This window comes from Pseudomonas syringae CC1557, assembly GCF_000452705.1.
In the GTDB taxonomy this organism is placed as follows: domain Bacteria; phylum Pseudomonadota; class Gammaproteobacteria; order Pseudomonadales; family Pseudomonadaceae; genus Aquipseudomonas; species Aquipseudomonas syringae_F.
This window is the reverse complement of sequence record NZ_CP007014.1, coordinates 2,288,363-2,314,736: the sequence shown is the minus strand read 5'-3', so window position 1 is coordinate 2,314,736 and position 26,374 is coordinate 2,288,363. Positions and strand designations below refer to the sequence as shown.

The 26,374-nt window shown below is 59.0% G+C and carries 26 protein-coding genes; 17 read left to right on the top strand and 9 right to left on the bottom strand.

Features of this window, described 5'->3' with window-relative positions:
• Nucleotides 1-3 precede the first annotated feature (3 nt).
• Nucleotides 4-747, top strand: coding sequence for a hypothetical protein (locus tag N018_RS10670; protein ID WP_025389531.1), 744 nt, complete (start codon nucleotides 4-6; stop codon nucleotides 745-747).
• Nucleotides 748-804: 57 nt separating this feature from the next.
• A complete protein-coding gene (locus N018_RS10665; RefSeq protein ID WP_025389530.1) occupies nucleotides 805-1,383 on the top strand; it encodes a GNAT family N-acetyltransferase in 579 nt (192 codons plus the stop codon).
• A gap of 66 nt (nucleotides 1,384-1,449) precedes the next feature.
• Here the strand turns inward: N018_RS10665 and N018_RS10660 are convergent, their stop codons facing one another.
• Nucleotides 1,450-3,018, bottom strand: a complete 1,569-nt coding sequence (locus N018_RS10660) for a TerC family protein (RefSeq protein WP_025389529.1) — start codon at nucleotides 3,016-3,018, stop codon at nucleotides 1,450-1,452.
• Nucleotides 3,019-3,677: 659 nt separating this feature from the next.
• On the opposite strand from N018_RS10660, the gene N018_RS10655 reads away from it, so the two are divergent.
• From N018_RS10655 to N018_RS10635, 5 genes are all read left to right on the top strand, one after another.
• Nucleotides 3,678-3,959, top strand: a complete 282-nt coding sequence (locus tag N018_RS10655; RefSeq protein WP_024645727.1) for a hypothetical protein — start codon at nucleotides 3,678-3,680, stop codon at nucleotides 3,957-3,959.
• Nucleotides 3,960-4,082: 123 nt separating this feature from the next.
• Entirely contained in the window at nucleotides 4,083-4,424 is a 342-nt protein-coding gene (locus N018_RS10650) for an FKBP-type peptidyl-prolyl cis-trans isomerase (protein ID WP_024645728.1), read from the top strand.
• 143 nt (nucleotides 4,425-4,567) lie between these two features.
• Entirely contained in the window at nucleotides 4,568-4,795 is a 228-nt protein-coding gene (locus N018_RS10645) for a hypothetical protein (RefSeq protein ID WP_007253485.1), read from the top strand.
• A 41-nt stretch (nucleotides 4,796-4,836) separates the two neighbouring features.
• Entirely contained in the window at nucleotides 4,837-5,541 is a 705-nt protein-coding gene (locus N018_RS10640; RefSeq protein ID WP_025389528.1) for a YoaK family protein, read from the top strand.
• 64 nt (nucleotides 5,542-5,605) lie between these two features.
• Nucleotides 5,606-6,568 (top strand): class I SAM-dependent methyltransferase, encoded by a 963-nt coding sequence (locus N018_RS10635; RefSeq protein WP_025389527.1) that lies wholly within the window; start codon nucleotides 5,606-5,608, stop codon nucleotides 6,566-6,568.
• A gap of 29 nt (nucleotides 6,569-6,597) precedes the next feature.
• Here N018_RS10635 and N018_RS10630 read toward each other — a convergent pair whose 3' ends face one another.
• Complete coding sequence (locus N018_RS10630) at nucleotides 6,598-7,437, bottom strand: IclR family transcriptional regulator (RefSeq protein ID WP_025389526.1); 840 nt, start codon at nucleotides 7,435-7,437, stop codon at nucleotides 6,598-6,600.
• Nucleotides 7,438-7,678: 241 nt separating this feature from the next.
• Here N018_RS10630 and N018_RS10625 point away from each other — a divergent pair, with 241 nt between their 5' ends.
• The 9 genes from N018_RS10625 (at nucleotide 7,679) to moaA (ending at nucleotide 17,058) form a co-directional block, all read left to right on the top strand.
• A complete protein-coding gene (locus N018_RS10625) occupies nucleotides 7,679-8,707 on the top strand; it encodes an ABC transporter ATP-binding protein (protein WP_025389525.1) in 1,029 nt (342 codons plus the stop codon).
• Nucleotides 8,704-9,576, top strand: a complete 873-nt coding sequence (locus N018_RS10620) for an ABC transporter permease (protein WP_024676011.1) — start codon at nucleotides 8,704-8,706, stop codon at nucleotides 9,574-9,576. Before N018_RS10625 ends, N018_RS10620 begins: the two co-directional genes overlap by 4 nt.
• A gap of 3 nt (nucleotides 9,577-9,579) precedes the next feature.
• Entirely contained in the window at nucleotides 9,580-10,374 is a 795-nt protein-coding gene (locus tag N018_RS10615) for an ABC transporter permease (protein ID WP_025389524.1), read from the top strand.
• A 17-nt stretch (nucleotides 10,375-10,391) separates the two neighbouring features.
• Nucleotides 10,392-10,682, top strand: a complete 291-nt coding sequence (locus tag N018_RS10610; protein ID WP_024645735.1) for a (2Fe-2S)-binding protein — start codon at nucleotides 10,392-10,394, stop codon at nucleotides 10,680-10,682.
• A complete protein-coding gene (locus tag N018_RS10605) occupies nucleotides 10,679-12,070 on the top strand; it encodes an NAD(P)/FAD-dependent oxidoreductase (RefSeq protein WP_025389523.1) in 1,392 nt (463 codons plus the stop codon). Before N018_RS10610 ends, N018_RS10605 begins: the two co-directional genes overlap by 4 nt.
• The gene (locus N018_RS10600; RefSeq protein ID WP_025389522.1) at nucleotides 12,067-13,242 is read left to right on the top strand and encodes an NAD(P)/FAD-dependent oxidoreductase; all 1,176 of its coding nucleotides are present in this window, start codon (nucleotides 12,067-12,069) and stop codon (nucleotides 13,240-13,242) included. The genes N018_RS10605 and N018_RS10600 overlap by 4 nt, the downstream gene beginning before the upstream one ends.
• The gene (locus N018_RS10595) at nucleotides 13,239-14,291 is read left to right on the top strand and encodes an ABC transporter substrate-binding protein (RefSeq protein ID WP_025389521.1); all 1,053 of its coding nucleotides are present in this window, start codon (nucleotides 13,239-13,241) and stop codon (nucleotides 14,289-14,291) included. The genes N018_RS10600 and N018_RS10595 overlap by 4 nt, the downstream gene beginning before the upstream one ends.
• A gap of 154 nt (nucleotides 14,292-14,445) precedes the next feature.
• Complete coding sequence (locus N018_RS10590) at nucleotides 14,446-15,792, top strand: cation:proton antiporter (RefSeq protein WP_024645739.1); 1,347 nt, start codon at nucleotides 14,446-14,448, stop codon at nucleotides 15,790-15,792.
• Nucleotides 15,793-16,059: 267 nt separating this feature from the next.
• Nucleotides 16,060-17,058 carry a GTP 3',8-cyclase MoaA gene (moaA, locus tag N018_RS10585; RefSeq protein ID WP_024645740.1) on the top strand — a complete coding sequence of 333 codons (999 nt, stop codon included), beginning with the start codon at nucleotides 16,060-16,062 and terminating at the stop codon, nucleotides 17,056-17,058.
• A 32-nt stretch (nucleotides 17,059-17,090) separates the two neighbouring features.
• On the opposite strand, the gene N018_RS10580 is transcribed toward moaA, so the two are convergent.
• The 4 genes from N018_RS10580 to N018_RS10565 form a co-directional block, all read right to left on the bottom strand.
• Nucleotides 17,091-17,624: a DUF3833 domain-containing protein gene (locus N018_RS10580; protein ID WP_025389520.1), complete on the bottom strand. Its 534-nt coding sequence runs from the start codon at nucleotides 17,622-17,624 to the stop codon at nucleotides 17,091-17,093.
• Nucleotides 17,625-17,641: 17 nt separating this feature from the next.
• Complete coding sequence (locus N018_RS10575; RefSeq protein WP_025389519.1) at nucleotides 17,642-18,166, bottom strand: chalcone isomerase family protein; 525 nt, start codon at nucleotides 18,164-18,166, stop codon at nucleotides 17,642-17,644.
• A 261-nt stretch (nucleotides 18,167-18,427) separates the two neighbouring features.
• A complete protein-coding gene (locus N018_RS10570) occupies nucleotides 18,428-18,745 on the bottom strand; it encodes a hypothetical protein (protein ID WP_025389518.1) in 318 nt (105 codons plus the stop codon).
• Between the two features lie 641 nt (nucleotides 18,746-19,386).
• Nucleotides 19,387-21,303: a methyl-accepting chemotaxis protein gene (locus N018_RS10565; protein ID WP_025389517.1), complete on the bottom strand. Its 1,917-nt coding sequence runs from the start codon at nucleotides 21,301-21,303 to the stop codon at nucleotides 19,387-19,389.
• 285 nt (nucleotides 21,304-21,588) lie between these two features.
• Between N018_RS10565 and N018_RS26375 the strand changes: the two genes are divergently transcribed.
• Complete coding sequence (locus tag N018_RS26375; protein ID WP_080274812.1) at nucleotides 21,589-22,011, top strand: GFA family protein; 423 nt, start codon at nucleotides 21,589-21,591, stop codon at nucleotides 22,009-22,011.
• Here N018_RS26375 and poxB read toward each other — a convergent pair.
• The 3 genes from poxB to N018_RS10540 all read right to left on the bottom strand — a co-directional run bounded on the left by poxB (nucleotide 22,008) and on the right by N018_RS10540 (nucleotide 26,335).
• A complete protein-coding gene (gene poxB, locus N018_RS10550) occupies nucleotides 22,008-23,726 on the bottom strand; it encodes a ubiquinone-dependent pyruvate dehydrogenase (RefSeq protein ID WP_025389514.1) in 1,719 nt (572 codons plus the stop codon). The two genes, N018_RS26375 and poxB, sit on opposite strands and share 4 nt — an antisense overlap.
• A 152-nt stretch (nucleotides 23,727-23,878) precedes the next feature.
• Complete coding sequence (gene mrdA, locus N018_RS10545; RefSeq protein WP_024645747.1) at nucleotides 23,879-25,768, bottom strand: penicillin-binding protein 2; 1,890 nt, start codon at nucleotides 25,766-25,768, stop codon at nucleotides 23,879-23,881.
• 138 nt (nucleotides 25,769-25,906) lie between these two features.
• Nucleotides 25,907-26,335 carry a winged helix-turn-helix transcriptional regulator gene (locus N018_RS10540; protein ID WP_024645748.1) on the bottom strand — a complete coding sequence of 143 codons (429 nt, stop codon included), beginning with the start codon at nucleotides 26,333-26,335 and terminating at the stop codon, nucleotides 25,907-25,909.
• Nucleotides 26,336-26,374 lie beyond the last annotated feature (39 nt).

Here is a 26,374-nt window from a genome sequence, read left to right as displayed (position 1 = left end):
TTGATGACTGAAAAAACGACAGCGCCTAACTTGCAAAAAACCACACACAACATCAATGATGATTCAGATAATACTGAAACAATCAGTCCGAGCCTAGCGGGCAATGATATTTTTAACTGGTCAATAAAAACCATGGCAAGATCCCCCAATGAAATATTTTGGACCCAGCTAGGTACGATATTTATATGCGCACTGCCCATGAGCTTCTGCATATGGCTCGGCCGGGATGTCTATCTGGAGACTCCCTCTGATGCACTTTATCTGGTGTATACCTTCGCAGGCGCCGCCATCTATATCATAGCTCTAGGCGTGCGCCAAAAAACCATCTACAACTACACCATCAAAACCGACAGAGCCCACCTTGAGTACTACCTCCACTACCCCAACTTCGCCTCCTCCTTTTTCAAATGCATCGCGATAGCCGTCATTCTGTTATTCGTCATGGTAGCCATCCTAACCGGCTCACTGCTCTTCCTCGTCGGCCCTGTCGCCATGGCCTTTATCGCAGCCATCAAGCTACTTAACTGGGAAAACCCCATCCACCACGAACAAAGCCTGCCATGGGGCGAGTACAACTTCGTCACCGTCGACCGCAAACGCCTGATGATCGTCACTCACCGCACTGACGTCACACTCGGCTTCGAGGCCCGCTTCCAGCACGAGGCACTGTTCAACAAGTACCTGAATTTCCTTCACAGCGTGCTCCCCTCCACTGCTGAGTTCACCGAAAAAGCCTGGAAGTGGTAGCGCACCCAAGATAACGTACAGCCCCTCAATTCAAGCCCACTTTCACCCAGGCCACTCATGATCCAGATCCGCCCCATGACCCCGGAAGACTTCGAGCGCTTCTGGCCCACCTTTCAGGCTGTCGTTGTCGCTCAGGAAACCTACGCTTACGATCCTGCGCTCACTCAGGAGCAAGCGCGCAATCTGTGGATGACGCTACCGCTGCACACCCTGATTGCCGAAGAAGACGGCCAGTTACTGGGCAGCTATTACCTCAAGGCCAATGCGGCAGGACCGGGTGATCACGTCTGCAATTGCGGCTATATGGTGACGGACGCAGCGCGGGGTCGTGGTGTAGCGCGGCTGATGTGTGAGCATTCGCAGCAACTGGCGCGGGACAGTGGGTTTCTGGCGATGCAGTTCAATTCGGTGGTCGCCAGCAACGAGGTAGCGGTTGCACTGTGGGCCAAGCTGGGTTTTGAAACGGTCGGGCGTTTGCCGAAGGCTTACCGTCATGCACGGTTGGGGCTGGTGGATTGTCTGGTGATGTTCAAGTGGCTGGCTGAAGCGCCGCCAGTGGCTGCAGAACCTGCTCAAGCCAGGCTGATCGGGCGCAAGAATATCGAATCAGTGGTGTCGCGCCCGCGTCGAAAATGAGTGTGGCGCACACATGAAAACGGGGCCTGCTCACTGGAGAAGGCCCCGTTTTTTATAGCTCGGCGCTTATTTGCCAGCACCGTTGTCGGGCGGCTTTTGCAGCACTACCCGTGTCACACGTCGCTCTTCCACACCGACCACTTTCAGGTTCCAGCCCTGCCAGCTCAGGCTGTCCCCTTTTGACGGCAGGCGGTCGAGCAGGCTCATGACCAGGCCGGCCAGGGTCTGGTAATCCTCGGTGGCCTTGGCCTGAAAGCCGGTACGCTCGCGAATCAGGCTCAGGTTCAAGGCACCCGACACCACGAATTCATCACCCTGCACGACGATGTCCGGGCCTTCGACTTCACTGGCGTCCGGCAACTGACCGGCGATGGATTCCAGAATGTCGGTCATGCTCAGGACGCCGATGAAATCACCGAACTCGTTGACCACGAATGCAATGTGGGTCGACTCCTTGCGCATCTGTTCAAGAGCATTGAGGATCGTGAAGCTTTCCAGCAGGTTGATCGCCTTGCGTGACATCAGCTTCAGGTCTGGCTGGTTGCCGGACAGCAGTTCCTTGAACAGCTCTTTCTTGTGCACAAAGCCCAATGGCTCGTCGATGCCGCCCTCGCCGATCAATGGCAATCGCGAGTACGAAGAGTGCATCAGTTTCAGGCGAATCTTCTCGGCATGGTCGGTGAGGTCGATGTAGTCGATCTCGGCCCTCGGGGTCATGACCGTGCGAATCTGCCGCTCGGCCAGTTGCAGAACGCCGCTGATCATCACCCGCTCGCGGCGATCAAACACAGGCTCGCTGCTTTCGCCTTCCAGCATATCGATGATTTCCTCGTCGGCATCACCTGACTCCAGCCTGCGACCACCCAGCAGGCGCATCACCACATGGGCAGCACGCTCACGACGCGGCAGGTGGCCATGCGCAGACTTCTTGCTGCGCTTGCGAGCGATCTGGTTGAACACTTCGATGAGGATCGAGAAGCCAATCGCTGCATACAGATAGCCCTTGGGAATATGGAAACCCAGGCCTTCGGCGGTCAGGCTGAAACCGATCATCATCAGGAAGCCCAGGCACAGCATGATCACCGTCGGGCGGCTGTTGACGAACTTGGTCAGCGGCTTGCTGGCAATCATCATCAGGCCGATGGAGAAGATCACCGCGATCATCATCACCGATAGGTGCTCGACCATGCCGACGGCCGTAATGACGGCGTCCAGCGAGAACACGGCATCCAGTACGACAATCTGCGCAACGATAGGCCAGAACAGCGCATACGCTGCGTTACCGGCGCGCTGGGCCACATGGCCTTCCAGCCGTTCGTGCAATTCCATGGTGGCCTTGAACAACAGGAACACACCACCGAACAGCATGATCAGGTCACGTCCGGAGAAGGTTTTATCGAATATCTCGAACAGCGGCTCGGTCAGCGTCACCATCCAGGAGATGCTCGCCAACAGGCCAAGGCGCATGATCAGCGCCAGCGAAAGGCCGATGACACGGGCCTTGTCGCGTTGTTCTGGCGGCAGCTTGTCGGCCAGGATGGCGATGAACACCAGGTTGTCGATACCCAGCACCAGTTCCAGCACGATGAGGGTCAGCAGGCCAAGCCATGCGGTGGGGTCAGCAATCCATTCCATGGTAGTTATGCAGCCTCACGGGAAAAATGGTGGGGAGTGGCTTGGGTCACTGTAGACCAGACGCCAAGGCGATACGTCAGACACGGCGTTGCAATGCCTGGACACGAAGGCCTGGCGGAATCGATGCAGTGCAAGAGGCTGGGTAGATCGACGTTTGAATGGAACGGCCTGCTCGGCGAAAAGGACATCACCGGCCAGTCATAAACGAAGGAAGGAGGACAACTCGGAGGCTCCTGGAGGGTATTCATACAGTCCTGAAAATCAATACGGGCGCTGATCGTACAATATGTCCAACTGTTTCGTACTTCGCAGATGTATTACAAAAGTTGACTGATAAGCCCCTCTTGATGAGCGTCCACGTGAACGCCAACCAGGACCCCCAGCGACGTTTTGCCACACCATCAGAGACGACCAGTTGTCTGACAACAGCGACTATCGGGTAGAAGCGAGAAATCATTTGTTTTAAAATGTTGCCATAACGTCATGCAGGCGCAGCGTCCAGGAGACGATCTGTGAACCTCGGTTCATTTGCCCTGCAGACCAGAATCATAAAAAGAAAGCCCGTCATAGACGGGCTTTTTTCGTTTTCAGCTTTTGCACCCGATGCCAGTACCGGCATCCCGGCAACCCGTTTTATTAACATTTGAGGTGATCTCCCCATGCTGCGTATCGTTGTTGTTCATATGTTCCAGTGGCTCAAGCGTCTGTCGTCCGCGTTGTTCTTCCGCAGCGCAGAGGACAACTACTCCCGCAGCTTCACGCGGGAAAGCGATGACGAAGGCCGCTGGACGTTCGTCTCTATCGTCATTGTCCTGACCCTTAGCCTCTACTGCCTGGCAGGCCTTGGTTACTATGCCAAGACCAACATCTGGGACGGCTTCACCCAGGAGCAGAAAGCAAACATTGCCCAGGCCATGGTTGTCAGCTCACAGAACCTCTGAAATAACACACTGTGTAGCCCGAACGGGGAAGCGAAAGCTTCCCCGTTTTCGTTCAGGCGACTTGTCACGGACGGTCATTTCTGCGAGAAAGCCCACCCGTCACACTCACTGGATAACCCGGCAATGAGCAATGATTTACAGGTCACCGATCTACAGCTCGGCGATGGCAAGGCTGTGGTCAAGGGCGCACTGATCACCACCCACTACACCGGCACGCTGAAGGACGGAACCGTCTTCGATTCTTCGCATGAACGTGGCAAGCCGTTCCAGTGCGTTATCGGTACCGGACGCGTCATCAAGGGCTGGGACCTGGGCCTGATGGGCATGAAAGTCGGCGGCAAACGCCAGTTGTTTGTGCCTGCCCATCTGGCGTATGGCGACAGGTCCATGGGCGCTCATATCACGCCCGGCTCCGACCTGACATTCGAGATAGAGCTGCTGGAAGTGTTGACCCGCGACGATTGAATAGCGACTTGCGGGCTAAACCTGACCGGAACAACGCCGATACCCCTATCAATGCGCACGCAACGCGCATGCCGGATTGATTGTTATCACGGAAAAAGCCATGCTCCGGGCATGGAATTTCAGGTATTCGCACAGGAACACGTATGGCGCTCAATAAGTCGACTCAAGAGCTGAAAAAGCACTTGAAAGGCACTGCAACAAATCTTGAGAACACCGCAGAAGAAATCCTCAAGCTCGCTTCGCAAATGAAGGACGTCGACGTCACTGCCATTCTGCAGATGGTCAACCGACTCTACAGCGACGCCGATCAGCTCAAGGCGTATGCCGATGAAGTGCGCGCGAAAAGAATCGTGCGTGCCAAGCCGCTCTGAGTCTCTGACAGTAACGTCGCTGATGGTCCAGAGGACCTTTTATGCTGCCACCGCCCGCCAACGTCAGCGCCAGCCCCAGGCATCTGCACATGCAGAAATGGCGCGGCAGGGTCGGCATGACGCTGGCCGCAAGCCTGTCGGTGCTGGCCGGCATGACCGATGCCATCGGCTTCATGGCGACCGGTGATTTCGTTTCGTTCATGAGCGGCAACACCACTCGCCTTGCGGTCGCGATCAGTGACGGCGACCTCAACGTGACGGCCCGCCTCGCCCTGGCCATCTTTACCTTCATAATCGGCAACGCGCTGGGCGTCGTTGTTGCCCGGCGCGGCGGCAGACGCGCGCTGCCTCTGCTGTTGGGCATCGCCACGCTGCTGTGTGCCGCTGCGGCATGGCCGCTGGACAGCAATATACTGGCGTTGGTCTGGGCCATTCTGGCGATGGGCATGCTTAACGCCGCTGTTGAACAGGTGAATGGCCTGCCGGTCGGCCTGACCTACGTAACGGGCGCGCTGTCGCGATTCGGCCGCGGTCTGGGGCGCTGGATGTTGGGCGAGCGCAAGCATGGCTGGCGTATTCAACTGGTTCCCTGGGTGGGCATGTTCATTGGCGCGGTGATGGGCGCGATGCTTGAACAACGCCTCGGGCTCAACGCGTTACTGATCAGCGGCAGTTTGTCGGCATTACTCGGCCTGGCTTCGCTGAAGATTCCGCACCGCTGGCAACGCCGCTACATGCCACGCTGAACCCCGTGATTCCCCTGCGCTGAAATCGTTTACCATACGCCGCCTTTCATAACCGACCGCTGTCATGACCCCTGAAGCACTCGCGATCCTGCAACACTACCTGCTCAACGCCCTGAGCACTGTCCCGACCGAAACCCGCCGACTGTTTCACGGCCGTGGCCGCGTGTGGCCAGGCCTGGAGCACGTGACTGTAGACTGGCTGCAGGGCGTGGTGCTGGTCTGTGTGTTCAAGGAACCGCAAGCATCCGAACTGGACGCATTGACGCACTTGCTGACCGAGCTGATCGATACACCGCAGTGGCAGCAAAGCCAGGCTCATACCCTGCTGTTGCAACACCGTTATCTGCCGCACAGCACCACGCAGTCGCTGGCGGGCGAGATGATGGACGAATGGGTGATCAGCGAAAACGGTCTGCGCTACAAGGTCGATTTCGGCAAGAAACAGAACAGTGGCCTGTTTCTGGACATGCGTTACGGACGCGACTGGGTGCGGGCTCACGCCAAGGGTAAGCGCATCCTCAATCTGTTCGCCTACACCTGCGGTTTCTCGGTCGCGGCCATTGCCGGGGGCGCCGATCATGTAGTGAATCTGGACATGGCCCGCGCTGCGCTGAACCGCGGTCGCGAGAACCATCGGCTTAACGAGCATGATCTCAGCCGTGTGACGTTTCTGGGGCACGACCTGTTCAAATCATGGGCCAGAGTGACTCGCTCGGGGCCGTATGACCTGATCATCATTGACCCGCCCTCCTTCCAGAAAGGCAGCTTCATGCTCGACAAGGACTATCAGCGCGTCTTGCGTCGTCTGCCGGAGTTGCTGGACGAAGACGGCACAGTGCTGGCGTGCATGAACGACCCGGCGCTGGGCCCGGACTTCCTGATCGAGCACACCGCCGTCGAAGCGCCCTGCCTGCGGTTTCAGGAACGCCTGGAAAACCCGCCGGAATTCCCCGACGCACGCGTCGACGGCGGTCTGAAAGCGCTGGTGTTCAAGGCCGAAGGATTGAGCCGCACAGGATGGGCGTAAACGGTCCTGCTTCGCTCCAAAACAGACATTTACTCCGCCTGCCCGAACACCTGACTGGGCCGCCGCAGCGACGGGTCAAACGGATTGATTCGGGCACTGATGGTGGCCGCTTCGCGCTTGAGCAACTCCACTACGGTCAGCAGGCGATCAGGCCCTAACCGGTCACTGATGGTCGCCACGCTGAGCGCTGCTACCGCACGCCCGTTGCGGTCCATGATCGGCACCGCCAGCCCGGCCATGCCTGGCAGCGCGCCGGTGTTACGGGCGGCATAGCCGAGACGGCGAACGCTGTCGACTTCCGAGCGCAGAAACACTTCGTCATACAGATGGAAGTCCTTGAGCCGTGGCAGGTTGTAGGCAATCACCGTTTCGCGCTCGTCCTCGGGCAGAAACGCCAGAATCGCCAGGCTGCCCTGCCCCACGCCCAGCGCGACGCGACCACCGATGTCTCCGGTGAAGGTGCGAATCGGATAAGGGCCCTCGCTGCGGTCCAGGCAGATGGCGTCAAAGCCACTACGCGCCAACAGAAACAGCGAGTCACCCAGCGACGCAGACAGGCGCAGCAGGCTCGGCCGCACCAGGTCACGCAGATTGCCGCTGTTGCCGGCCTTGGCCGCCAGCGCGAAGAATTCGATGCTCAGCCGGTAACGCTTGCTGAGCACATCCTGCTCGACCATGCCTTCGTCCATCAGGCTGCGCAGCAGGCGGTGGGTGGTCGGTTGCGACAAGCCGACACGCTGCGCCAGTTGCGTTACGCGTTCACCGCCTTCATCGCAATCGCCCAGGCAGCGGAGGATGGCGAACAGTCTGGAAACAGCTCCGACACCCACGTCGCGAGAATCAGAATTCCGATCAGTGGAATTATTCATGTTTATTTCTCTTTTAATTATCACTGAATGAATTAATTCAAAAAAATATGTTGTTCAGTGAAATTTGCCATTGAGCGCATCCTAGCCTTCGTCCTACTCTCAGTCCACAGGGGCGATTTGAACAATCATCGGCAGCCGACTCAGAGCGAGCGCCAACGTCCACAGAATTGCATGACTTCATTTCGCATCTGCCCATGACAAACGCGTGCCTCGGCGCGCACGTATTAAGGTGGAAGCAGGCATGGCATTTCTGCAGCTCGAAGGTCTCTCCAAACGCTACGGTTCCATAGACGCGGTCGTTGCAACCAACCTGTCCGTGGACAAGGGCGAATTCGTCTCGCTGCTCGGCCCCTCCGGTTGCGGCAAAACCACCACATTGCAAATGATCGCGGGCTTCGTCGACGTCAGCGACGGGCGCATCGTGCTCGACGGTCGTGATATCACCCACGCCAAGCCCAGCAGCCGGGGTCTTGGGGTGGTATTTCAGAGCTACGCGCTGTTTCCGCACATGACCGTGGCCGACAACGTTGCGTTTGGTCTGCGGATGCGCAAGGTGCCCGCTGCCGAACTGCAACAGCGCGTTACCCGCGTACTGGAGCTGGTTCGCCTCGGCCAGCATGCCACGCGTTACCCACGTGAATTGTCCGGCGGACAGCGGCAGCGCGTTGCTCTGGCGCGGGCGCTGGTGATCGAACCGCCCGTGCTGCTTCTTGATGAACCGCTGTCGAATCTGGATGCCAACCTGCGCGAAGAAATGCAGTTCGAAATTCGCCGCATTCAGAATGAAGTAGGCATCACCACACTGATGGTCACCCACGATCAGGCTGAAGCGCTGTCGATCAGTGACCGGGTGGTGGTCATGCAGGCCGGACGCATCACCCAGATCGACGAGCCATACAAGCTCTACGAACACCCACGCACCCGGTTCATTTCAGGCTTCGTGGGCAAGGCCAATATGTTGCAGGGCGATCTGGACAGCAGCGGCTGCCCACAGATTCGGCAGACGCCTGGCGAAGGTGCGCTGACCCTAAGCCTGCGCCCGGAGAAAATCGACCTGGTTGAACCCGGTTGCGGGCGTCTGTCGGGGCGCATCACCACACGCTATTTTCTCGGCAGCCAATGGTTGTATCGCATCCAGACCGGCATCGGCGAAGTCACCGTTGTGCGCCGTAACGATGGACAGGCGCCACTGGAAGAAGGCGCACCGGTCGGCATGGACTGGCCGAGCGAATTGCTGCGCGTGCTGGATGCCGACGAGGTGCGTGCATGAGCCTGTTGACCGAGATGCGTCAGGGCGGACGCGGCTACTGGCTGTCAGCCCCTGCGCTGGCGCTGTACATCGGCCTGCTGGTGCTGCCGCTGGGCCTGACCCTGGTGCTGTCGTTCAATGTGTTCGACTATCAGGTCGGGGTGAAGAGCGACAGCTACACACTCGCCAACTACACGGCGGTGATCACCGACTCGTACTTTTATGAAATCTTCCTGCGCACCTTCTGGATCAGTGCGCTGGTCACCCTGCTGTGCGTGCTGATCGGCGTACCGGAAGCCTACATTCTGAGTCGCATGGGCACACCATGGCGATCGATCTTCCTGATTCTGATCCTTACGCCCCTGCTGATCTCAGTGGTCGTCCGGGCCTTTGGCTGGAGCCTGCTGCTTGGCGCCGACGGCCTGATCAACCAGGCCATCCAGTTCATGGGCGGGCGCCCGGTGAAACTGCTGTACACCCCTTTTGCGGTGATCATCGCGCTGGTCCACGTGATGCTGCCGTTCATGATCATTCCGGTCTGGACCTCGTTGCAGAAGCTCGATCCGACCGCCGAACAGGCCGCGCTGTCGCTGGGCGCCAGTCAGGCAAAAGTGATGCGCCTGATCGTGCTGCCGCAAGTCATGCCCGGCGTGCTGTCCGGCTCGCTGATCGTGTTCGGCCTCGCTGCCAGTTCATTCGCCATTCCCGGCCTGCTCGGCGGACGCCGTCTGAAGATGGTCGCCACCGTGATCTACGACCAATACCTCTCGGAACTGAACTGGCCGATGGGCGCGACCCTCGCGGTTGCGCTGCTGCTGGTCAATCTGCTGGTGATGCTGTCGTGGAATCGCATGATCGAAGGCCGTTACAAAAAAACTCTGGGGGAATGATCCATGTCCAAGAACGGTCCTTTGGCCCTGTCGTTTCACGCGCTGGTCGTAATTTTCATGATGGCCCCGCTGGTGGTGGTGTGCCTGGTGGCCTTCACCCCGGAAAATACCCTGAGCCTGCCCACCACCCACTTCTCGTTGCGCTGGTTCAAGGCCGTGTTCGAACGGGCGGACTTTATCGACTCGTTCTACAACAGCCTGATTCTGGCGTTCATTTCGGCGACCCTGGCGACGTTGATCGCAGTGCCAGCCGCCCTGGCAATCACCCGACAAAAATTCCCGGGCCGCAACTTTTTCAACGCGCTGTTTCTCTCACCGATCATCATTCCGCATCTGGTGCTGGGCGTGGCGATGCTGCGCCTGTTCGCGCTGATGGGTGTGAACGGCAGTTTCACCTGGCTGATCTTCGCTCACGTACTGGTGATCACGCCTTATGTGCTGCGGCTGGTGCTGGCAGCTGCGATTGGTATCGACCGCAGCGCCGAACATGCTGCCGAGTCTCTGGGCGCAAGTCGCTTCACGCTGTTTCGCCAGATTACCCTGCCAATGATCCTGCCCGGCGTGGCGGGCGGCTGGCTGCTGGCATTCATCAACAGCTTTGACGAAGTCACGTTGTCGATCTTCGTCACCTCACCTGCCACCCAGACCCTGCCGGTGCGCATGTACGTCTACGCCACCGAATCCATCGACCCGATGATGGCCGCCGTGTCGGCACTGGTCATCGCCCTGACCGCTGCCACCATGATCCTGCTGGATCGGGTCTACGGCCTGGATCGCGTGCTGGTCGGCAAACACTAACCCGGAGCTTTCACGTTATGGCACTGCTCAAGCGACTGGTCGAGCGCGACCGCCCGGCGCTCTCTTTCACCCTTGATGGCCAACCAGCCAGCGGTTTGTTGGGCGATACGCTGTTGACTGCGGTATTGACCGCCAGCGAGCACTTGCGCGGCAGCGATTTCAGCGCAGAACCGCGTGCCGGGTTCTGCATGATGGGGGCGTGTCAGGATTGCTGGGTACGCCTGGGTGATGGTCAGCGGGTACGTGCGTGCTCCACGCTGCTGGAAGCCGGCCTGACGGTGATTCGCGAACCGGGGCGGCGGACATGAACGAAACAGACGTAGTTGTCATCGGCGCAGGCCCCGCCGGCATTCGCGCCGCACAGACGCTGCTGGCCCACGGCATCAAGGCCAGCCTGATCGACGAAGGCCTGCGCGGCGGCGGCCAGGTCTATCGTCGTCAGCCGGAAAACTTCCAGCGCTCGGCCAAGGCACTGTACGGTTTTGAAAGCGGCAAGGCAGTGGCGCTGCATCAAAGTCTCGATACGCTGACAGAGCACATTGACTACCGGCCGCAAACGCTGGTCTGGAACGCCGAAAACGGGCAACTCGACACCTTGCAAAACGGCAAAACCGCAACCCTCGATTACGCTCAGTTGATCGTCGCCACGGGAGCCACTGACCGCATTCTGCCCGTGCCCGGCTGGACCCTACCCGGCGTGTACAGCCTGGGCGCCGCGCAGATCGCCCTTAAATATCAGGGCTGTGCGATTGGCGAGCGCGTGGTGTTTGCCGGCAGTGGGCCTCTGTTGTATCTGGTGGCCTATCAATACGCCAAGGCTGGCGCAACGGTGGTCGCGGTGCTCGACAGCGCGCCCTTCTCGGCCCAGTGCAAGGCACTGCCCGCGCTGCTGGGTCAGCCGGCCACGCTCGCCAAGGGCCTGTATTACCGCGCATGGCTGACCGCTCGAGGCATCCCGGTGCATCAGGGTGCGCAGCTTTCGCGCATAGAGGGTGAACAGCGGGTCACTGGTATCCAGTGGGCTCGTAACGACAAGGCACGTAACGACACATCAGCTCATCTGTCCTGCGATGCCGTGGCCTTTGCCCATGCACTGCGCAGCGAAACGCAACTGGCTGATCTGCTGGGCTGTGAGTTTGGCTGGAGCACCTTGAACCGCGCCTGGTTGCCGGTGCGCGATGACTGCGGACGCAGCAGCGTGTCGGGCGTTTACCTGGCAGGCGATGGCGCGGGAATCATGGGCGCAGACGCGGCGGAAATGGCCGGTGAACTTGCCGCCCTTGGTCTGTTGCAGGACCGCGGTCTCAGCGTCGACGCGCTGCGCATCAGCGATCTGAAAACTGAACTGCAACGCATCGAGCGTTTTCGCCACGGTCTGGAGACCGCGTTTCCGTTTCCCGAGGACTGGGCCGCCAACGTACCGGACGAAACCTTGGTGTGCCGCTGCGAAGAAGTGACTGCGGGCGACATTCGCAGCACCGTGCAGGAGGGTCATTGGGAGATCAATCGGGTCAAGGCCATGTGCCGGATCGGCATGGGCCGCTGTCAGGGGCGGATGTGTGGCCTCGCGGCGGCCGAGATCGTGGCTTGCGAAAGTGGACGCCCTGTTGAGCAAGTCGGGCGTCTGCGTGGCCAGGCACCCATCAAACCCATTCCGTTCGGCGTCGAGCCACAAGCGCTGGAGCAGCAATCATGAGCGCGCTGATTGAAACCGATGCCGTTGTGATTGGCGGCGGCATTGTCGGTGCGTCGGCGGCCTTGGCGCTGGCCCGCAAAGGCCAGCGCGTCGCCCTGCTGGAGCGCGACTTCTGCGGCTCGCACTCCAGCGGCGTCAATTATGGCGGGGTCAGACGCCAGGGTCGTCCCTTGTCACAGTTGCCCCTGTCACAACGGGCGCACCAGATCTGGGGCAGCCTGCGTGAACTGATCGGCACCGACGGCGAGTACCAACGCTCGGGCCATCTCAAACTGGCACGCAGCGAGCAGGACATGAATGCCTTGCGGAGCTATGCCGAGGCCAGCAGCGGGTTTGGCCTGAACCTGCAACTGCTTGACCGCGAGCAACTGCGCGCTCGCTACCCGTGGGCGGGTGATGTTGCCGTTGGCGCGTCGCTGTGTGCCGACGACGGGCATGCCAATCCGCGCCTGGTATCACCGGCCTTCGCCCGCGCCGCTCGCCAGGCCGGTGCGCAAGTCTTCGAACAGGCGGCCGTCAGTGAAGTCAGCCATGACGGCACTGCCTTTACCGTCAAAACCACTGGCGGCCTGACCCTGCGCACCCCTTGGCTGCTCAATTGCGCAGGCGCCTGGGCCGGGCAACTGGCAGCTCAATTCGACGAACCGGTGCCGATGTATTCCGGGCATCCGGCGATGCTGGTCACCGAACCACTGCCGATGTTCATGGACGTCAGCACAGGCGTCGAGGGCGGCGGTATCTATGCCCGACAGGTCGCCCGCGGCAACTGCGTGCTCGGTGGCGGCCAGGGCTTTGCCCTTGATCCAGCCCGCGCCAGACCGGGACAGGCAGCGTTGCTGGATATCCTGCGCAACGCGGTCGAGCTGTATCCGCCGCTCGCCGGGGCGCAGGCCATTCGCACCTGGAGCGGCACCGAAGGTTATCTACCGGATCGTGAACCGGTGCTGGGCCCGAGCATGACCCGACCGGGCCTGTTGCATGGTTTTGGCTTTGCAGGAGCAGGCTTCCAGATTGGTCCGGCGGCTGGCGAAGCGCTGGCTGAATGGGTCTGTGAAGGGTCTTCGCTGATCTCGCTCGACGCCTTTTCCATTGGCCGCTTTCAACAATCTCCCATTCCGCTTGAACCCGTTACGAACGTCATCCCATTGCACAGAGGAAGATCGTCCCTATGAAAAGCAGCAAACACCTCGCCCTCACCGGTCTGTCCTGCCTGCCACTGGCAGCCGCACTGTTTTGCATGCCTGCGCAGGCTGAAACGACGCTGTATCTCGGCATGAACGGCGGGACCATGGAACGGCTGTATGCCGATCAGGTTCTGCCTGCTTTCGAGAAAGCCAACAACGTCAAGGTGGTGATCGTGCCCGGTACGTCGGCGGACATCCTTGCCAAGGCGCAGGCCAGCAAAGACAACCCGCAGATGCACGTGATATTCCTCGACGACGGCATCATGTATCGGGCCATTTCCATGGGCCTGTGCGACACCCTGCAACCCAGCGCCGCGTTAAGTGATCTGCCAGCCAAGGCGAAAATCAAGGAACAGGCAGCAGCCGTCAGCCTCGGCGTCACGGGTCTGGCCTACAACACGCGCATGTTCAAGGAGAAGGGCTGGAGCGCGCCAACCTCGTGGATGGACCTGGCCGACAAGCGCTTCAAGGACAAGGTGGTATTCCAGTCGCTGGCCTCTTCAACCTTCGGCCTGCATGGTTTCCTGATGTTCAACCGCATTCAGGGCGGCAGTGAGAAAGATGTCGAGCCTGGCTTCAAGGCCTGGCCGAAAACCATCGGCCCCAATGTGCTGGAATACATCGCCAGTTCGGCGAAGATCTCCGAGATGGTACAGACCGACGAAGCGGCCATTTTTCCGCTGACGCCCACCCAGGTGACCGCCTTGAAAATCAAAGGCGTGCCGGTGGAATATGCATCGCCCAAGGAAGGCGGCGTGGTGCTCAACGTGGCGGAATGTACGCTGGCCAACAATAACCAGCCAGAACTGGCACAGAAGCTGGCGGCCTATCTGCTGACGCCTGAAGCTCAGGCACCGGCACTGGAGTTCGGCGATCAGATCCCGTCCAACCCGAAAACCCCGACCAGCGACAAGACGCGCCCTCAGGTTGAGGCGATGGAAAAATACCTGGATACCGCTGTGACCATTGATTGGGATCAGGTCAACCTGATCCGCCCTGAATGGAACGCACGCTGGAGCCGCAGCATCGAGCGCTAGTCGGTCACAGGCCTGCCCGCTGGACGCGCCTTCGCAAGCAGCCAGCGGCAGAGGTTTTTCGCCGCCGGGCAAATTATTTCAACTTATTACCGCATAGGGGAGTCCCACCGTTACGCCCTCTTCTCAAGGCGCATTCAACGGTGGTTCTTTTTCTATGAGTTTTATTGTCTGCATGAGCGTGCTCGGCGTCCTGTTGATGCTGTTGGCGCTCACCTCCTCCTATTTGCGCTGGATGCCAGTCACCACCTCAGCGGTGTGCCTGGCCTTTGGTTTCGGTATCGGCCCGATGGGCCTTGATGTCGTGGACCTGAATTTCAAACAATCCCACGAATGGCTGGAGCGCCTGACCGAAGTGGCGGTGCTGTTCTCGTTGTTCGGCACAGGCATCAAGTTGCGCCTGCCTTTGAGCGGAAAGGCCTGGCACTCGGCCTATTGGCTGGCCGGGCCAGTAATGCTGGCGACTATCGCCGGAGTAAGCGTCGCAGCGCATTACATCATCGGCCTGGACTGGGGCGTGTCGGTGCTGCTCGGCGCGATGCTGTCGCCGACCGACCCGGTATTGGCGGGCATGGTGCAGGTCAATAGCGCACAGGATCAGGATCGGCTGCGTTTTGGCTTGTCCGGTGAAGCCGGGCTCAATGACGGGACCGCATTCCCCTTTGTGATCTTTGCCCTGCTGTACCTGACGTCAGGCGGCGGCATGGCCAACTGGATAGAAGAATGGCTGATCAAGGACCTGATCTGGGCTGTACCGGCCGGGTTGTTGATTGGCTATGGAATGGGACGCGGTGTCGGCCATCTGATGATTTTTCTGCGCGTCAAAAACGCCGACAGCACCACTTCGCCCAACGATTTTCTGGCCCTGGCGCTGATCGCGCTGGCCTATGTGATCGCCCAGAGTGTGGGCGCGTTCGGCTTTCTGTCGGTCTTCGCCGCAGGCTTCGGCTTGCGTCAGGCCGAAGTCCGCGCCACGTGCTCGGAACTGCCGTCGGAACACGTAGCGCAGCCCGTATTAGGCCATATGACGGCTTCGCTGGAACAAGGCACTGTGGCCAAAGCCGACGATCTCAGCGACTCACAACTGGCTGCCGGGGTGATGATGGGGGACATGCTGGCGTTCGGCAGCCTGGTGGAACGGGCCATGGAAGTGCTGCTGATCACCTTGCTGGGCGCGGCACTGGCCACATACTGGGACTGGCGTGCGATTGGCCTGGGGCTGGCATTGTTCTGCGTCATCCGCCCGGCAAGCGTCTGGTTACTGGTCAGCCGGAATTTGCTCAACCACCGGCAAAAGGCGCTGGTGGGCTGGTTCGGCATTCGCGGTATTGGCAGTCTTTATTACCTGTGCTTTGCCCTGTCGCACGGGCTGGCGGATGATGTCGGCGATGTGGTGATCGGTATGACGCTGTCGGTTGTGGCGCTCAGTATTCTGGTGCACGGTATTAGCATTCAGCCTTTACTCGAACGCTACGAACGCAGCACAGCGGCGCATCCGGACTGATCAGCACGTGCCAGAGCGCTTGCCATAGAGCCAGTCGATGAACGCATCGGAACAAGCAATTGGACTGCGGCAATTCGCCTCGGTTAGCGTGGCGGGCATCCAGCCTGTGCAATAAGCGTCTTCTATGGCTAATATGAAGGTGAATCAAGGCACTCTGCCAGCCTGTCCGCCAGAGCTACATGGCGTTCAGTGTGCAAAAGACCTGAACCCCTGTCACACGCTGGCCTCCAAACGGAATGCAGCTCTATCAATCAGTTAGAAGGTGAAATGTCCGAACCCGTCCTGATGGACCGCTTTGCCCGTAAAGTCGATTATCTGCGCATGTCGGTCACCGACCGGTGCGATTTCCGCTGCGTGTATTGCATGGCCGAAGAGATGACGTTTCTGCCTCGCCAACAGATCCTGTCCCTGGAAGAGATCCTCCAAGTGGCCGAGCGCTTCGTCGCGCTGGGCACTCGCAAGATTCGTCTGACGGGTGGCGAGCCGCTGGTACGTGCCGGTGTGGTCGGGCTTTGCGAGCGAATCGCCGCCCTGCCCGGTTTACGCGAACTGTGCATGACCACCAACGGCTCGCAGCTGGACAAACTGGCAGCGCCACTATTCAACGCGGGTGTCACACGCCTGAACATCAGCCTGGACAGCCTCGACCCGCAGCGCTTTCGCGAACTGACCCGCACCGGTGACCTGAACAAGGTCATCGCCGGTATCGATGCCGCCAATGCTGCCGGTTTTGTCCATACCAAACTCAACTGTGTCGTAATGGATGGCCGTAACGATCACGAGATCAACGACCTGCTGGCGTTCGCCATTGATCGTAATCTGGACGTCTCGTTCATCGAAGAAATGCCGCTGGGCATCATCAGCGAGCACAGTCGTGCCGAGTCTTTCTATTCAAGTGATCAGGTTCGCGAGCGCATTGCCGAGCGCTATACGCTGGTGCCGTCCACTGACTCCACCCAAGGTCCGTCGCGTTACTGGCGTCTGGCGGAAGCGCCGGGCATTCGCATCGGCTTTATTTCTCCGCACAGCCATAACTTCTGCGGCACCTGTAATCGTGTGCGCCTGACGGTTGAGGGACGTTTGCTGCTGTGCCTGGGCAACGAGCATTCAGTGGACTTGAAGTCGGTGCTGCGTGCCAACCCCGGTCAGCCGCAGAAGCTTGAGAAGGCAATCATCGACGCCATGCAGTTGAAGCCGTGGAGCCACAACTTCACTCACGACGACGGTGTGCAGGTGGTACGTTTCATGAACATGACCGGCGGTTGAACGGTATTGCGCCTCGCATAGCGAGGCGCTAACTACTTGTCAGTCTTGCGAAAGAACAGCGTTATCTGCCCTACCTCAACGCCCAGCTTGGTCATCGACGAACGATTGGCCAGGGTCTGCTCATCGATCATGTACATCCAGTCATCCAGACTGACGTCGTACTCGGTGCCGTCCACCGGCAGCCTGAGCACGTAATTCCAGTGAAAGCTGTTGCCCGACACTTCGCCACGCGCCTCACCGACCACGTCCCCTGCCGTACCCTTCCAACGGCCAGGACCGTCGGGACGCAGGCGCCATTCGCGAACCTGTTTGGTGCCATCGCTGTAGCTGAAGGCCTCGTGCATCACCAATACTTCGCCTTCATTATGGCCATCGATCACCACGGTAAAGCGCTTGGTGACTTCGCCTGAACGCTTCTGGAACATACCCCAGGCTTCGACGCGCCCGGTGAAGTACTTGCGCAGATCAAGCTTCGGCGCTTCCTGACTGTAGTGAGTGACCGGCACACCACCACAACCGCTCAAAGCCAGGCCAAGGCCCAGCAATACCATCCATTTCCTGAGCATGCGCCCTCCGTGAATCGTCATGAGTCTGCTTTCCCGAGCAGCTGTTCACGCAGCTCCGGGTTGCGGGTTTTCGGGTCAAGCCAGATGGAGAAAAATGCCTTGGCAAACTGACTGTCGGGCACTACATGCTGGAGCTTGTCGCCCACATAGAAACGTGCTTCACGGCCAGGTAGATAGACGCCGGTGATCTTCATGCCCGGCTGCACATCAACGAACGATTGCTGCATTTGCTGACGCCATGCCGTCAGTTGCTCAGCACTGACAGCGGACCCGGAAATACGCTTGATCTCATCGATGCTGGCATCCACCAGGTCTTCGCGGTCAATGTCTCGGTGATAAGTGAGTTCGAGTGCCAGCGGAGCGTCTGCCGTGAAAGGCTTTGCCGGGCTGGACAGCCTGGCGGTGTAGATACGGAACCCGAACAGTGTCAGTTCGCCGCTGCCTACCACCTGCGCGTTGGGTAGCGCTTCACGCCAATCCGCCAGGGCGCTGCTACTGAGCAGGATGAGAAACCATAACCATCGTGGCGCGAGCGTGGGCATCGACAACCTCGGGAGATGTACTGCCAGAGGAGATACCGGCAGCTAGAAAAGTCATAAGAGTCAGCGGCGTGGTCTATACCGAAACCGGAAAAAACAGCGCCAAACACGCTGACTCCTGACCGGAATTTATACCACCCGATTTACTTTGTACAACAATAAGACAAGGGTAAAGGGCCAACCCTGAAACGGTTCTGCTATCTGGCAGATATGACCTGCTCCCTGATAACGGCAAGGAGCAGGTTTCGCACTTTACGCCCTCACTCAGGCCACCTGCGAGTGCGTATGGCGCTGAGTCTTTTGCCATTCGCTTTGCAAGGTTTGCAGCGTGTGCTCCATGAACATGCGATCAGCAGCGGCTTTCCTGCCGACGTAACCCTGCCCACGACGAAACATCTTCAGCGCAATGCGCATGTCCGGGTGTGCGTCACGGAACTCGCACTCCTGGGTATGCGGCGCCATGGCATCGACATGCACTTCACCGGAATCGGCAATCCAGACGATATGGTCATCCAGCGTATCTTTGCGCGTGGCAAACAGACAGGCCAGTTCATCAATAGTCGGTTGTTTGTTGATATTCATGTTGATGCTCCTTCACTCGCAGACTGTTCAATAGTTGATACATCAAGTTCATGTGCCAGACGTTCATCCACGAACCGCGATGGAGCGTTCGTCGAATACAGTTCTGGCCCTCAAGGACATGCAGGTAGCCTTGATGAGAAGCCGCTACACAGCGGCGTCAACGTTAGCGAGAAGAAGTCACGAAACCCAAAGACCCGGCCCAGAATCCACAACCGATCCGATACAAGCATCATGAGGACGTTTCGCCAGCTTCTCGCCTTTATCGACGACGATGCCAGGTCAGCTTCATCAATCTGCCTTGTGGGCAGCCTACATCCGGAAACATCTCGACGGCTTGCCGAGCCTGTTCAGTACCGCTTTGCTGCGCTCCCGATCAGGGAGACAGCTGCATAATGCAAGGCCGAAAGAGGCGCGTCAACGATTATGTAGTGATTATTTTTAATCACTACATAATTTCATTTACGGCTTGGAGTTACGTGAAAAGATGACTGAGTGGTCGTGGTCGAGAGACGGTATTGCGATGTTGTATGAGCATACTTCCTGGATGATCCGTGTTCACTTGAACACTGGCATAGCACAACAAAAAAGGCCTGAAAGCTTACGCTTCCAGGCCTTTGAACATCAAACCAGACGCCTTGTCCTCAACTCACCCTGAACCGCCCCACCAACTCCTGCTGCTGCTCAGCCAGCCTGGCCAGTTCGCGGCTGGTCACCGCTGTCTGCTCGGCACCGGCGCTGACCTGGATGACCAGGGCGTTGATGTCGTGGACGTTGCGGTGGATTTCTTCGGCGACCAGGCTTTGTTCTTCGGCGGCCGAGGCCACTTGGATGTTGCGGTCGCTGATGCTGGCGATGCCTTCGGCGATTTCTTCGAGCAATTCGCCCGCACGCACGACGTTTGTTGCGCCTTGCTGGGCCTTGCCGAGGGTTTCCTGCATGGAGCTTGCGGCGCGGTCGGAACCGGATTGCAGGTTAGCGATCATGTTCTGGATGCTGACGGTCGACTCCTGAGTCTTCTTGGCTAGATTCCTCACTTCGTCGGCCACCACTGCGAAGCCACGGCCTTGCTCGCCAGCACGTGCGGCTTCGATAGCGGCGTTGAGTGCCAGGAGGTTGGTCTGATCGGCCACACCGCGAATGACGTCGAGGACCGAGGAGATCGAATCGCTCTCACCTTTGAGTTCGTCGATGATGCGCGAGGTCTGTTCGGCCTGGACCGAAAGACCTTTGATCAGGGTGACGGTGTTGTCGATCTCGATCTTGCCCTGCATCGTGCTGGCGTTGACGCGTTGCGACATGGCCGCCGCATCGGTGGTGCTGCGTGCAACGTCTTTGACCGTCGAGCTCATCTGGCTGATGGCAGTGGCGACCTGATCAGTGCCCTGACGCTGCTGTGCCACGTTCTGGCTGGTCTGCAAAGCGACGGCTGAAGACTGCTCGGCCGCCGTGGCGACCTGTGCCGTCGCGCTGCCGATGTCGCGAATGACTTCGCTGATCTGTTGCGCCATGTTGTCCAGATTGCGCGAGATCTCGCCAAACTCGTCTTTGCCGGTGTAACGGGTTCTGGCGGTCAGGTCGCGGGTGGAAAGTGCTATCAGGGTGCGGTTTACGTCGACGACGGCAATCTTGATGTTGCGGATGATCACCGACGCCAGCCAGAGCACGGCGATCAGCATTACGATTACAGTACCGATTGCCATATAGAGGCTATTTTCAGCGTCTTTGCGTGCATCGCTGGCCAGGCCCACGACGGTCTGTCCCAACTCGGCTTCTACCTGAGCCATCATGTCGATGCGCACGGTGGCAAGGTTGAACCAGTCTTCCGGTTTGACATTGAGCGGATCGCCCAACGGGGTATCAAAGCCAAGACGTTGCAGGCGCGCCACTTCCAGCGATCCTGGCTGCTGCAGGACAGCACTCAGTTTGCTTTTGAAAACGTCCGGGGCCCAGCGCTGAAAGGCTTCGTAGTAACCGGAGAATTCACCGAGGTTACGGCTGAAACGCGACAACAGGGCCGAGTCGAAACGGTTCTGGTTGAAGGCCAGGCCGAGCAAGACGCGCTCGCGGCCTGCACGCTCTTTCATGTCGACAAATTGATTGAGCGAGCTCAGTGCGCGGAGAATTACCGGGTCTTCGATACTGGCTTCAAGCGAGTAATTAAAACCGATAAGTGTTTTGATGATGTCAGTGAAACGCGTGCCGGACTCGGTATTGTTGATTGCCAGCGAATCAACTTTGGCGCGAAGCGCAAGCAGATCATCCAGTGCCCGCTTTACGCTATCCAGCCCGGGAATGCCTTCGGTCGACTGGGCGCGCATCGCGCTGATCGCCTTGTCGGATTCCTGGCGAAAGGTCTTCAGCTTGTCTTGCATCGACTTGCCACCGCTGCCCAGAAACACGCCGCTGGCGCCGCGTTCACGCTGCAGGGTGGTCACTACATCACTGAGTTTTTGCGCGGCGCTGGTGGCCGTGACCGCTCGACTGTTGTCGCTGAACGTCTCGCGTTTGTCAGCGACAAAAATACCTGCGAACGCCAGGAAGCCCAACAGGGGAAACATAAGAATAAGCAGCAGTTTCATACTCAAAGGAGCATTTCTAAGCATTACAGACCTCATAACTCACAGACTTTCTATAAAAACGCTCCAGGTCCAACGCTCTTTCAACAGTGACGTTTTTTATAACCAGAGAGGGTTCAGTAATCAGCCTGCCGTAGCTGGTATTACCTCCATCCAACTGTTTCGGCGGTGAAGTGCCAAGCTTTACCTGCCGGTCTGCTTTAATTTGCAGCGGTATGAGATTGTTCGCATTTCCACTGATTGATAACACGCACAAGGAAAAACCCCATGATCAGGAAAGTCGGCCCTACTGAGATCAAACCTGTCCACCAGGCGTCCTGCCATTGCGGCGCGATCATGCTGGAGCTGGATTTACCGGACGGCATTGTCGACCCACGGCGCTGTGACTGTTCGTTGTGCAGGCGCAGAGGCGCGATTGTCGCTTCAGTGGCAAAGGACGGCATTCGAGTCATTCATGGGCAAAGCATACTCAAGCTGTATCAATTCAATACACGTACAGCCGAGCATTATTTTTGCGGCAGGTGCGGGGTTTACACCCACCACCAGCGACGTTCCAACCCCGATGAATACGGCTACAACGTCGCCTGCCTGGAGGGCGTGAATCCTTTCGATCTGGGGCAGGTAAAGGTCAGTGACGGGGTCAATCATCCCTCTGACCGCCCCGCCGTTGAAGCACCTGAGTGCGATTAACGCAGGTTGGTCTTGGCCAGTTCCAGCACTTCGCTGCCACGCCCGCTCATGATCGCGCGCATCATGTACAGGCTGAAGCCCTTGGCCTGCGCGAGCTTGATCTTCGGTGGAATGCCCAGTTCCTGCTTGGCGGTCACCACGTCGATCAGCACCGGGCCGGGATGATCGAAGGCTTTGCGCAGCACGGCGGGCAACTCTTCGGCGTTTTCGACGCGTAAGCCGAGAATGCCTGCGCCCAGCGCGATACCGGCGAAGTTGGTTTCGTGCAGGTCGGTGCCATGCGGCACGTAGCCGCTGGCTTTCATTTCCATGTCGACGAAGCCCAGCGAGCTGTTGTTGAACACCACCATTTTGATTGGCAGGTTCAACTGACGAATGCTCAGCAGGTCACCGAGCAGCATTGACAGGCCACCATCGCCGCACAACGCCACCACCTGACGATCCGGGTGTTCGGCCTTGGCGCCAAGCGCTTGCGGCAAGGCGTTGGCCATCGAGCCGTGGTTGAACGAACCCAGCAGGCTGCGTTTGCCGTTCATGTGCAGGTAGCGCGCCGCCCACAGGGTCGGCGTGCCAACATCGACGGTGAAGATCGCATCGGCGTCGGCCTGCTCGTCGACCAGTCGGGTCAGGTACTGCGGGTGAATCGGCGTGCCATCCGGAGTGGGCGTAGCCAGCTCGTCGAGCTCCTCGCGGGCCTTGGCGTAGTGCTTGAGGGCCTTGTCGAGGAAGCGGCGATCGGTGTGCGGCGTGAGCTTCGGCAGCAATGCATCCAGTGTCTCACGCACCCCGCCGACCAGACCTAACGCTACTGGCGTGCGGCGGCCGAGCTGGGTCGGATCGAGGTCGATCTGAATGATGTTGGCCTTCTCGGGGTAGAAGTTGCGGTACGGAAAGCTGCTGCCGAGGATCACCAGCGTGTCGCAGGACAGCATGGCGTGATAGCCAGAGCTGAAGCCGATCAGGCCGGTCATGCCGACGTCGAACGGGTTGTCGTACTCGACGTGCTGCTTGCCGCGCAATGCATGCACAATCGGCGCGCCCAGCGTGTCGGCCAGCGCGAGGACCTGCTCGTGAGCACCCGCACAACCGGCACCGCACAACAGCGTCACCGCCTTGGAAGCATTGAGCATTTCGGCCATCGACTGCAGGTCATTGTCTGCCGGGACAACGTTGGGCGGCGTCGCCTCGATCCACTTCGCAGGTACATCCGGTGCCTCGCTGAGCGCCACGTCGCCGGGTACTACGATCACCGCAACGCCTCTCTGGCTGATCGCCGCACGCATGGCACGTTCCAGCACACGCGGGAATTGCTCGGCGTTGCTGACCAGCTCAACGAAGTGGCTGCACTCCTTGAACAGCTCTTGCGGGTGGGTTTCCTGGAAGTAATCCAGGCCGATTTCGGAGGATGGAATGTGCGCAGCAATCGCCAGCACCGGCACCCGGTTACGATGGCAGTCGTACAGGCCGTTGATCAGGTGCAGATTGCCAGGCCCGCAACTACCCGCGCAGACCGCCAGCTTGCCGCTGGATGCTGCCTGGGCACCAGCGGCGAAGGCGGCGACTTCTTCATGACGGGTGTGCATCCAGCGAATCGAATCGGTGCGTTCCAGGCTGTCGGTAAGGCCATTGAGGCTGTCACCAGACACCCCCCAGATGTGGGAAACACCTGCCGCTGCGAGGGTTTGCGCAAGATGGTCGGCGATGGTCTTGGACATTAGGGGTTCCTTGTCGAGGCAAATAAAGGATTCAGATAAACACGCGCAGCGCTCTGCCACGCCTGTTGTGGTCGACCCGATGGATTCTCGACAGTTCAGAAAACCTGAGCCCTGTTCAGGGCTCGGTCAGGCCGCCTGCTGTGGCAGGCGGTTCAGGCGTGCGGGTTGCCCGTCGCCTTGGTGGGCACTGCGTATTGCGGCTTGAGTTTGCCGTCGCTGTCGAGCAGCCAGGCATCGAGAATTTCGCGCACCACCGGGCCTGCCACTCGGCCGCCCGCCTCGCCGTTCTCGATGGTCACTGACACCACGATTTTCGGGTGATCGGCCGGAGCGAAGCCAACAAACAGGGCGTTATCGCGGTTACGCTCAAGGGTTTTGAGACGGTTGTAACGCTCGCCCTGCTTGATCGCCACCACCTGCGCCGTACCGCTCTTGCCAGCGATGCGATATTGCGCACCCTTTGCCGCATCACGCGCAATACCACGCGGGTCGTGCATGACCATTTGCATGCCGGTGTTGACCTGATTCCATTCATTGGGGTCATGCAGCACGATATTCGGCATCGGATGCTCGTCGACCGGCGCTACATTGCCCACTTCCATCGCCAGGTGCGGGCGATGCCAAACGCCCTTGCTGGCGATCAGCGAGGTGGCCTGGGCCAGTTGCAACGGGGTGACCTGCATGTAGCCCTGACCGATGCCGAGAATCACTGTCTCGCCGGGGAACCAGGCCTGACGGCGTGTAGCGCGCTTCCACTCGCGAGACGGCATCAGGCCGGCGGATTCTTCGAACATATCCAGCGAGACCTTCTGGCCGATGCCGAACATGGTCATGTAGTCATGCAGTCGGTCAATGCCCAGCTTGTGCGCCAGGGTGTAGAAGTAGGTGTCGTTGGAACGCATGATCGCCGTGTCCATGTCCACCCAGCCGTCGCCACTGTGGTTCCAGTTGCGGTACTTGTGATCGAAGTCCGGCAACTGGAAGTAACCGGGGTCGAAGACCTTGGTCGAGGCGTTGACGACACCGCTGTCGAGCCCGGCAATGGCGACCTCCGGCTTGACCGTCGAACCTGGGGCATACAGGCCACGCAGTACTCGGTTGAACAGCGGCCGGTCGATGGAGTCACGCAGCGCGGCGTATTGCTTGAAGCTGATACCGGTCACGAACAGGTTGGGATCGAAGCTCGGTTTGCTGACCATCGCCAGCACTTCACCTGTTTCCGGGTCCAGCGCCACCACCGAACCGCGCCGATCACCCAGCGCGTTCTCGGCCGCTTCCTGCAAATGCGCATCCAGACTCAGGGTGATGTTCTTGCCCGGCACCGGATCGGTATGCTTCAGAACCCGCAGCACGCGCCCCTGCGCGTTGGTTTCAACTTCTTCATAGCCGACCCGGCCGTGCAGTTCAGACTCGTAAAACCGTTCGATACCGGTCTTGCCGATCGACTGAGTGCCGCGATAATCATTGTCGAGTTGGGCGGCTTCTTTTTCGTTGATGCGCCCGACATAACCGATCGAATGGGCAAAATGCGCGCCCAGCGGGTAATGACGAACAAACTGCGCGGCTACATCCACTCCAGGCAGGAGGTACTGATTGACCGCCAGTATGGCGATCTGCTCTTCAGTCAGTTCGTACAGCAATGTCGCGGGCTCGAACGGATGGCGCACCTGCTTCAGCTCCTTGTCGAACAGGATGCGATCCTCGTCAGGCAACTCCAGCAGCGTCATCAACTCATCGATCACCTTGTGCCAGTCTCCGGCGCGCTCACGGGTCAGGGTCAGGTTGAAGCTGGGCCGGTTATCGGCAAGCACCTCGCCATTACGGTCGAAGATCAGACCGCGTTCAGGCGGAATGGGCAGCACATGCACACGGTTGTTTTCAGAAATGGTCGAGTGGTATTCAAATTCGGTGACTTGCAGGAAATACATCCGCGCGACCAGACAGATCGCCAGCAGCCCGACCAATACGGCACAGGCAATCAAGCGCTGGTTGACCAGCCGCGTCTCTTTCTCGTGGTCTTTCAAGGGGATTGGATTGGGCATTTCTACAGCTTCTCGATGAAGGGCAAACGGCGCTACTGAACGTGTAAATGAATATTTCGGCGCGCACCATAGCAAGAAGCGACAGTTTGCAGGCAGTTGAGCCGACAATCACCAGATGAAAAATCTGTCAGAAACATCTCAAACCAGCTTCACCTGAGCCTGCGCAGACGCTTCGCGAGCCTGCATGATGCGTGGCAGATTGGTCTCGATCCAGGTCGCCAGCGTTTCGACCTGCAAGGCAACTTCTTCGCCCATCGGCGTCAAACTGTACTGAACATGAGGCGGAACCACCGGCAGGGATTTGCGGATGACGAAACCGTCCTGCTCCAGATGCTGAAGCGTCTGCGCGAGCATTTTCTCGCTGACCCCTCCAATCTTGCGCCGCACCTCGCTGAAGCGATGCACACCACCCCGCAACACCACCAGCACCAATACGCCCCAGCGACTGCAGACATGGTTGAGGACAACCCTCGAAGGGCAGTCGGTTGCCAGCACTTGTCCCTGACGAACAAAGGCCAGCATGGATTCGGCCGTTTCGGAATATGGACGCGCGGCGGATTCACTCATGACACTTACCTTTTTGTACGTACTTACGAAAAGAAAGCA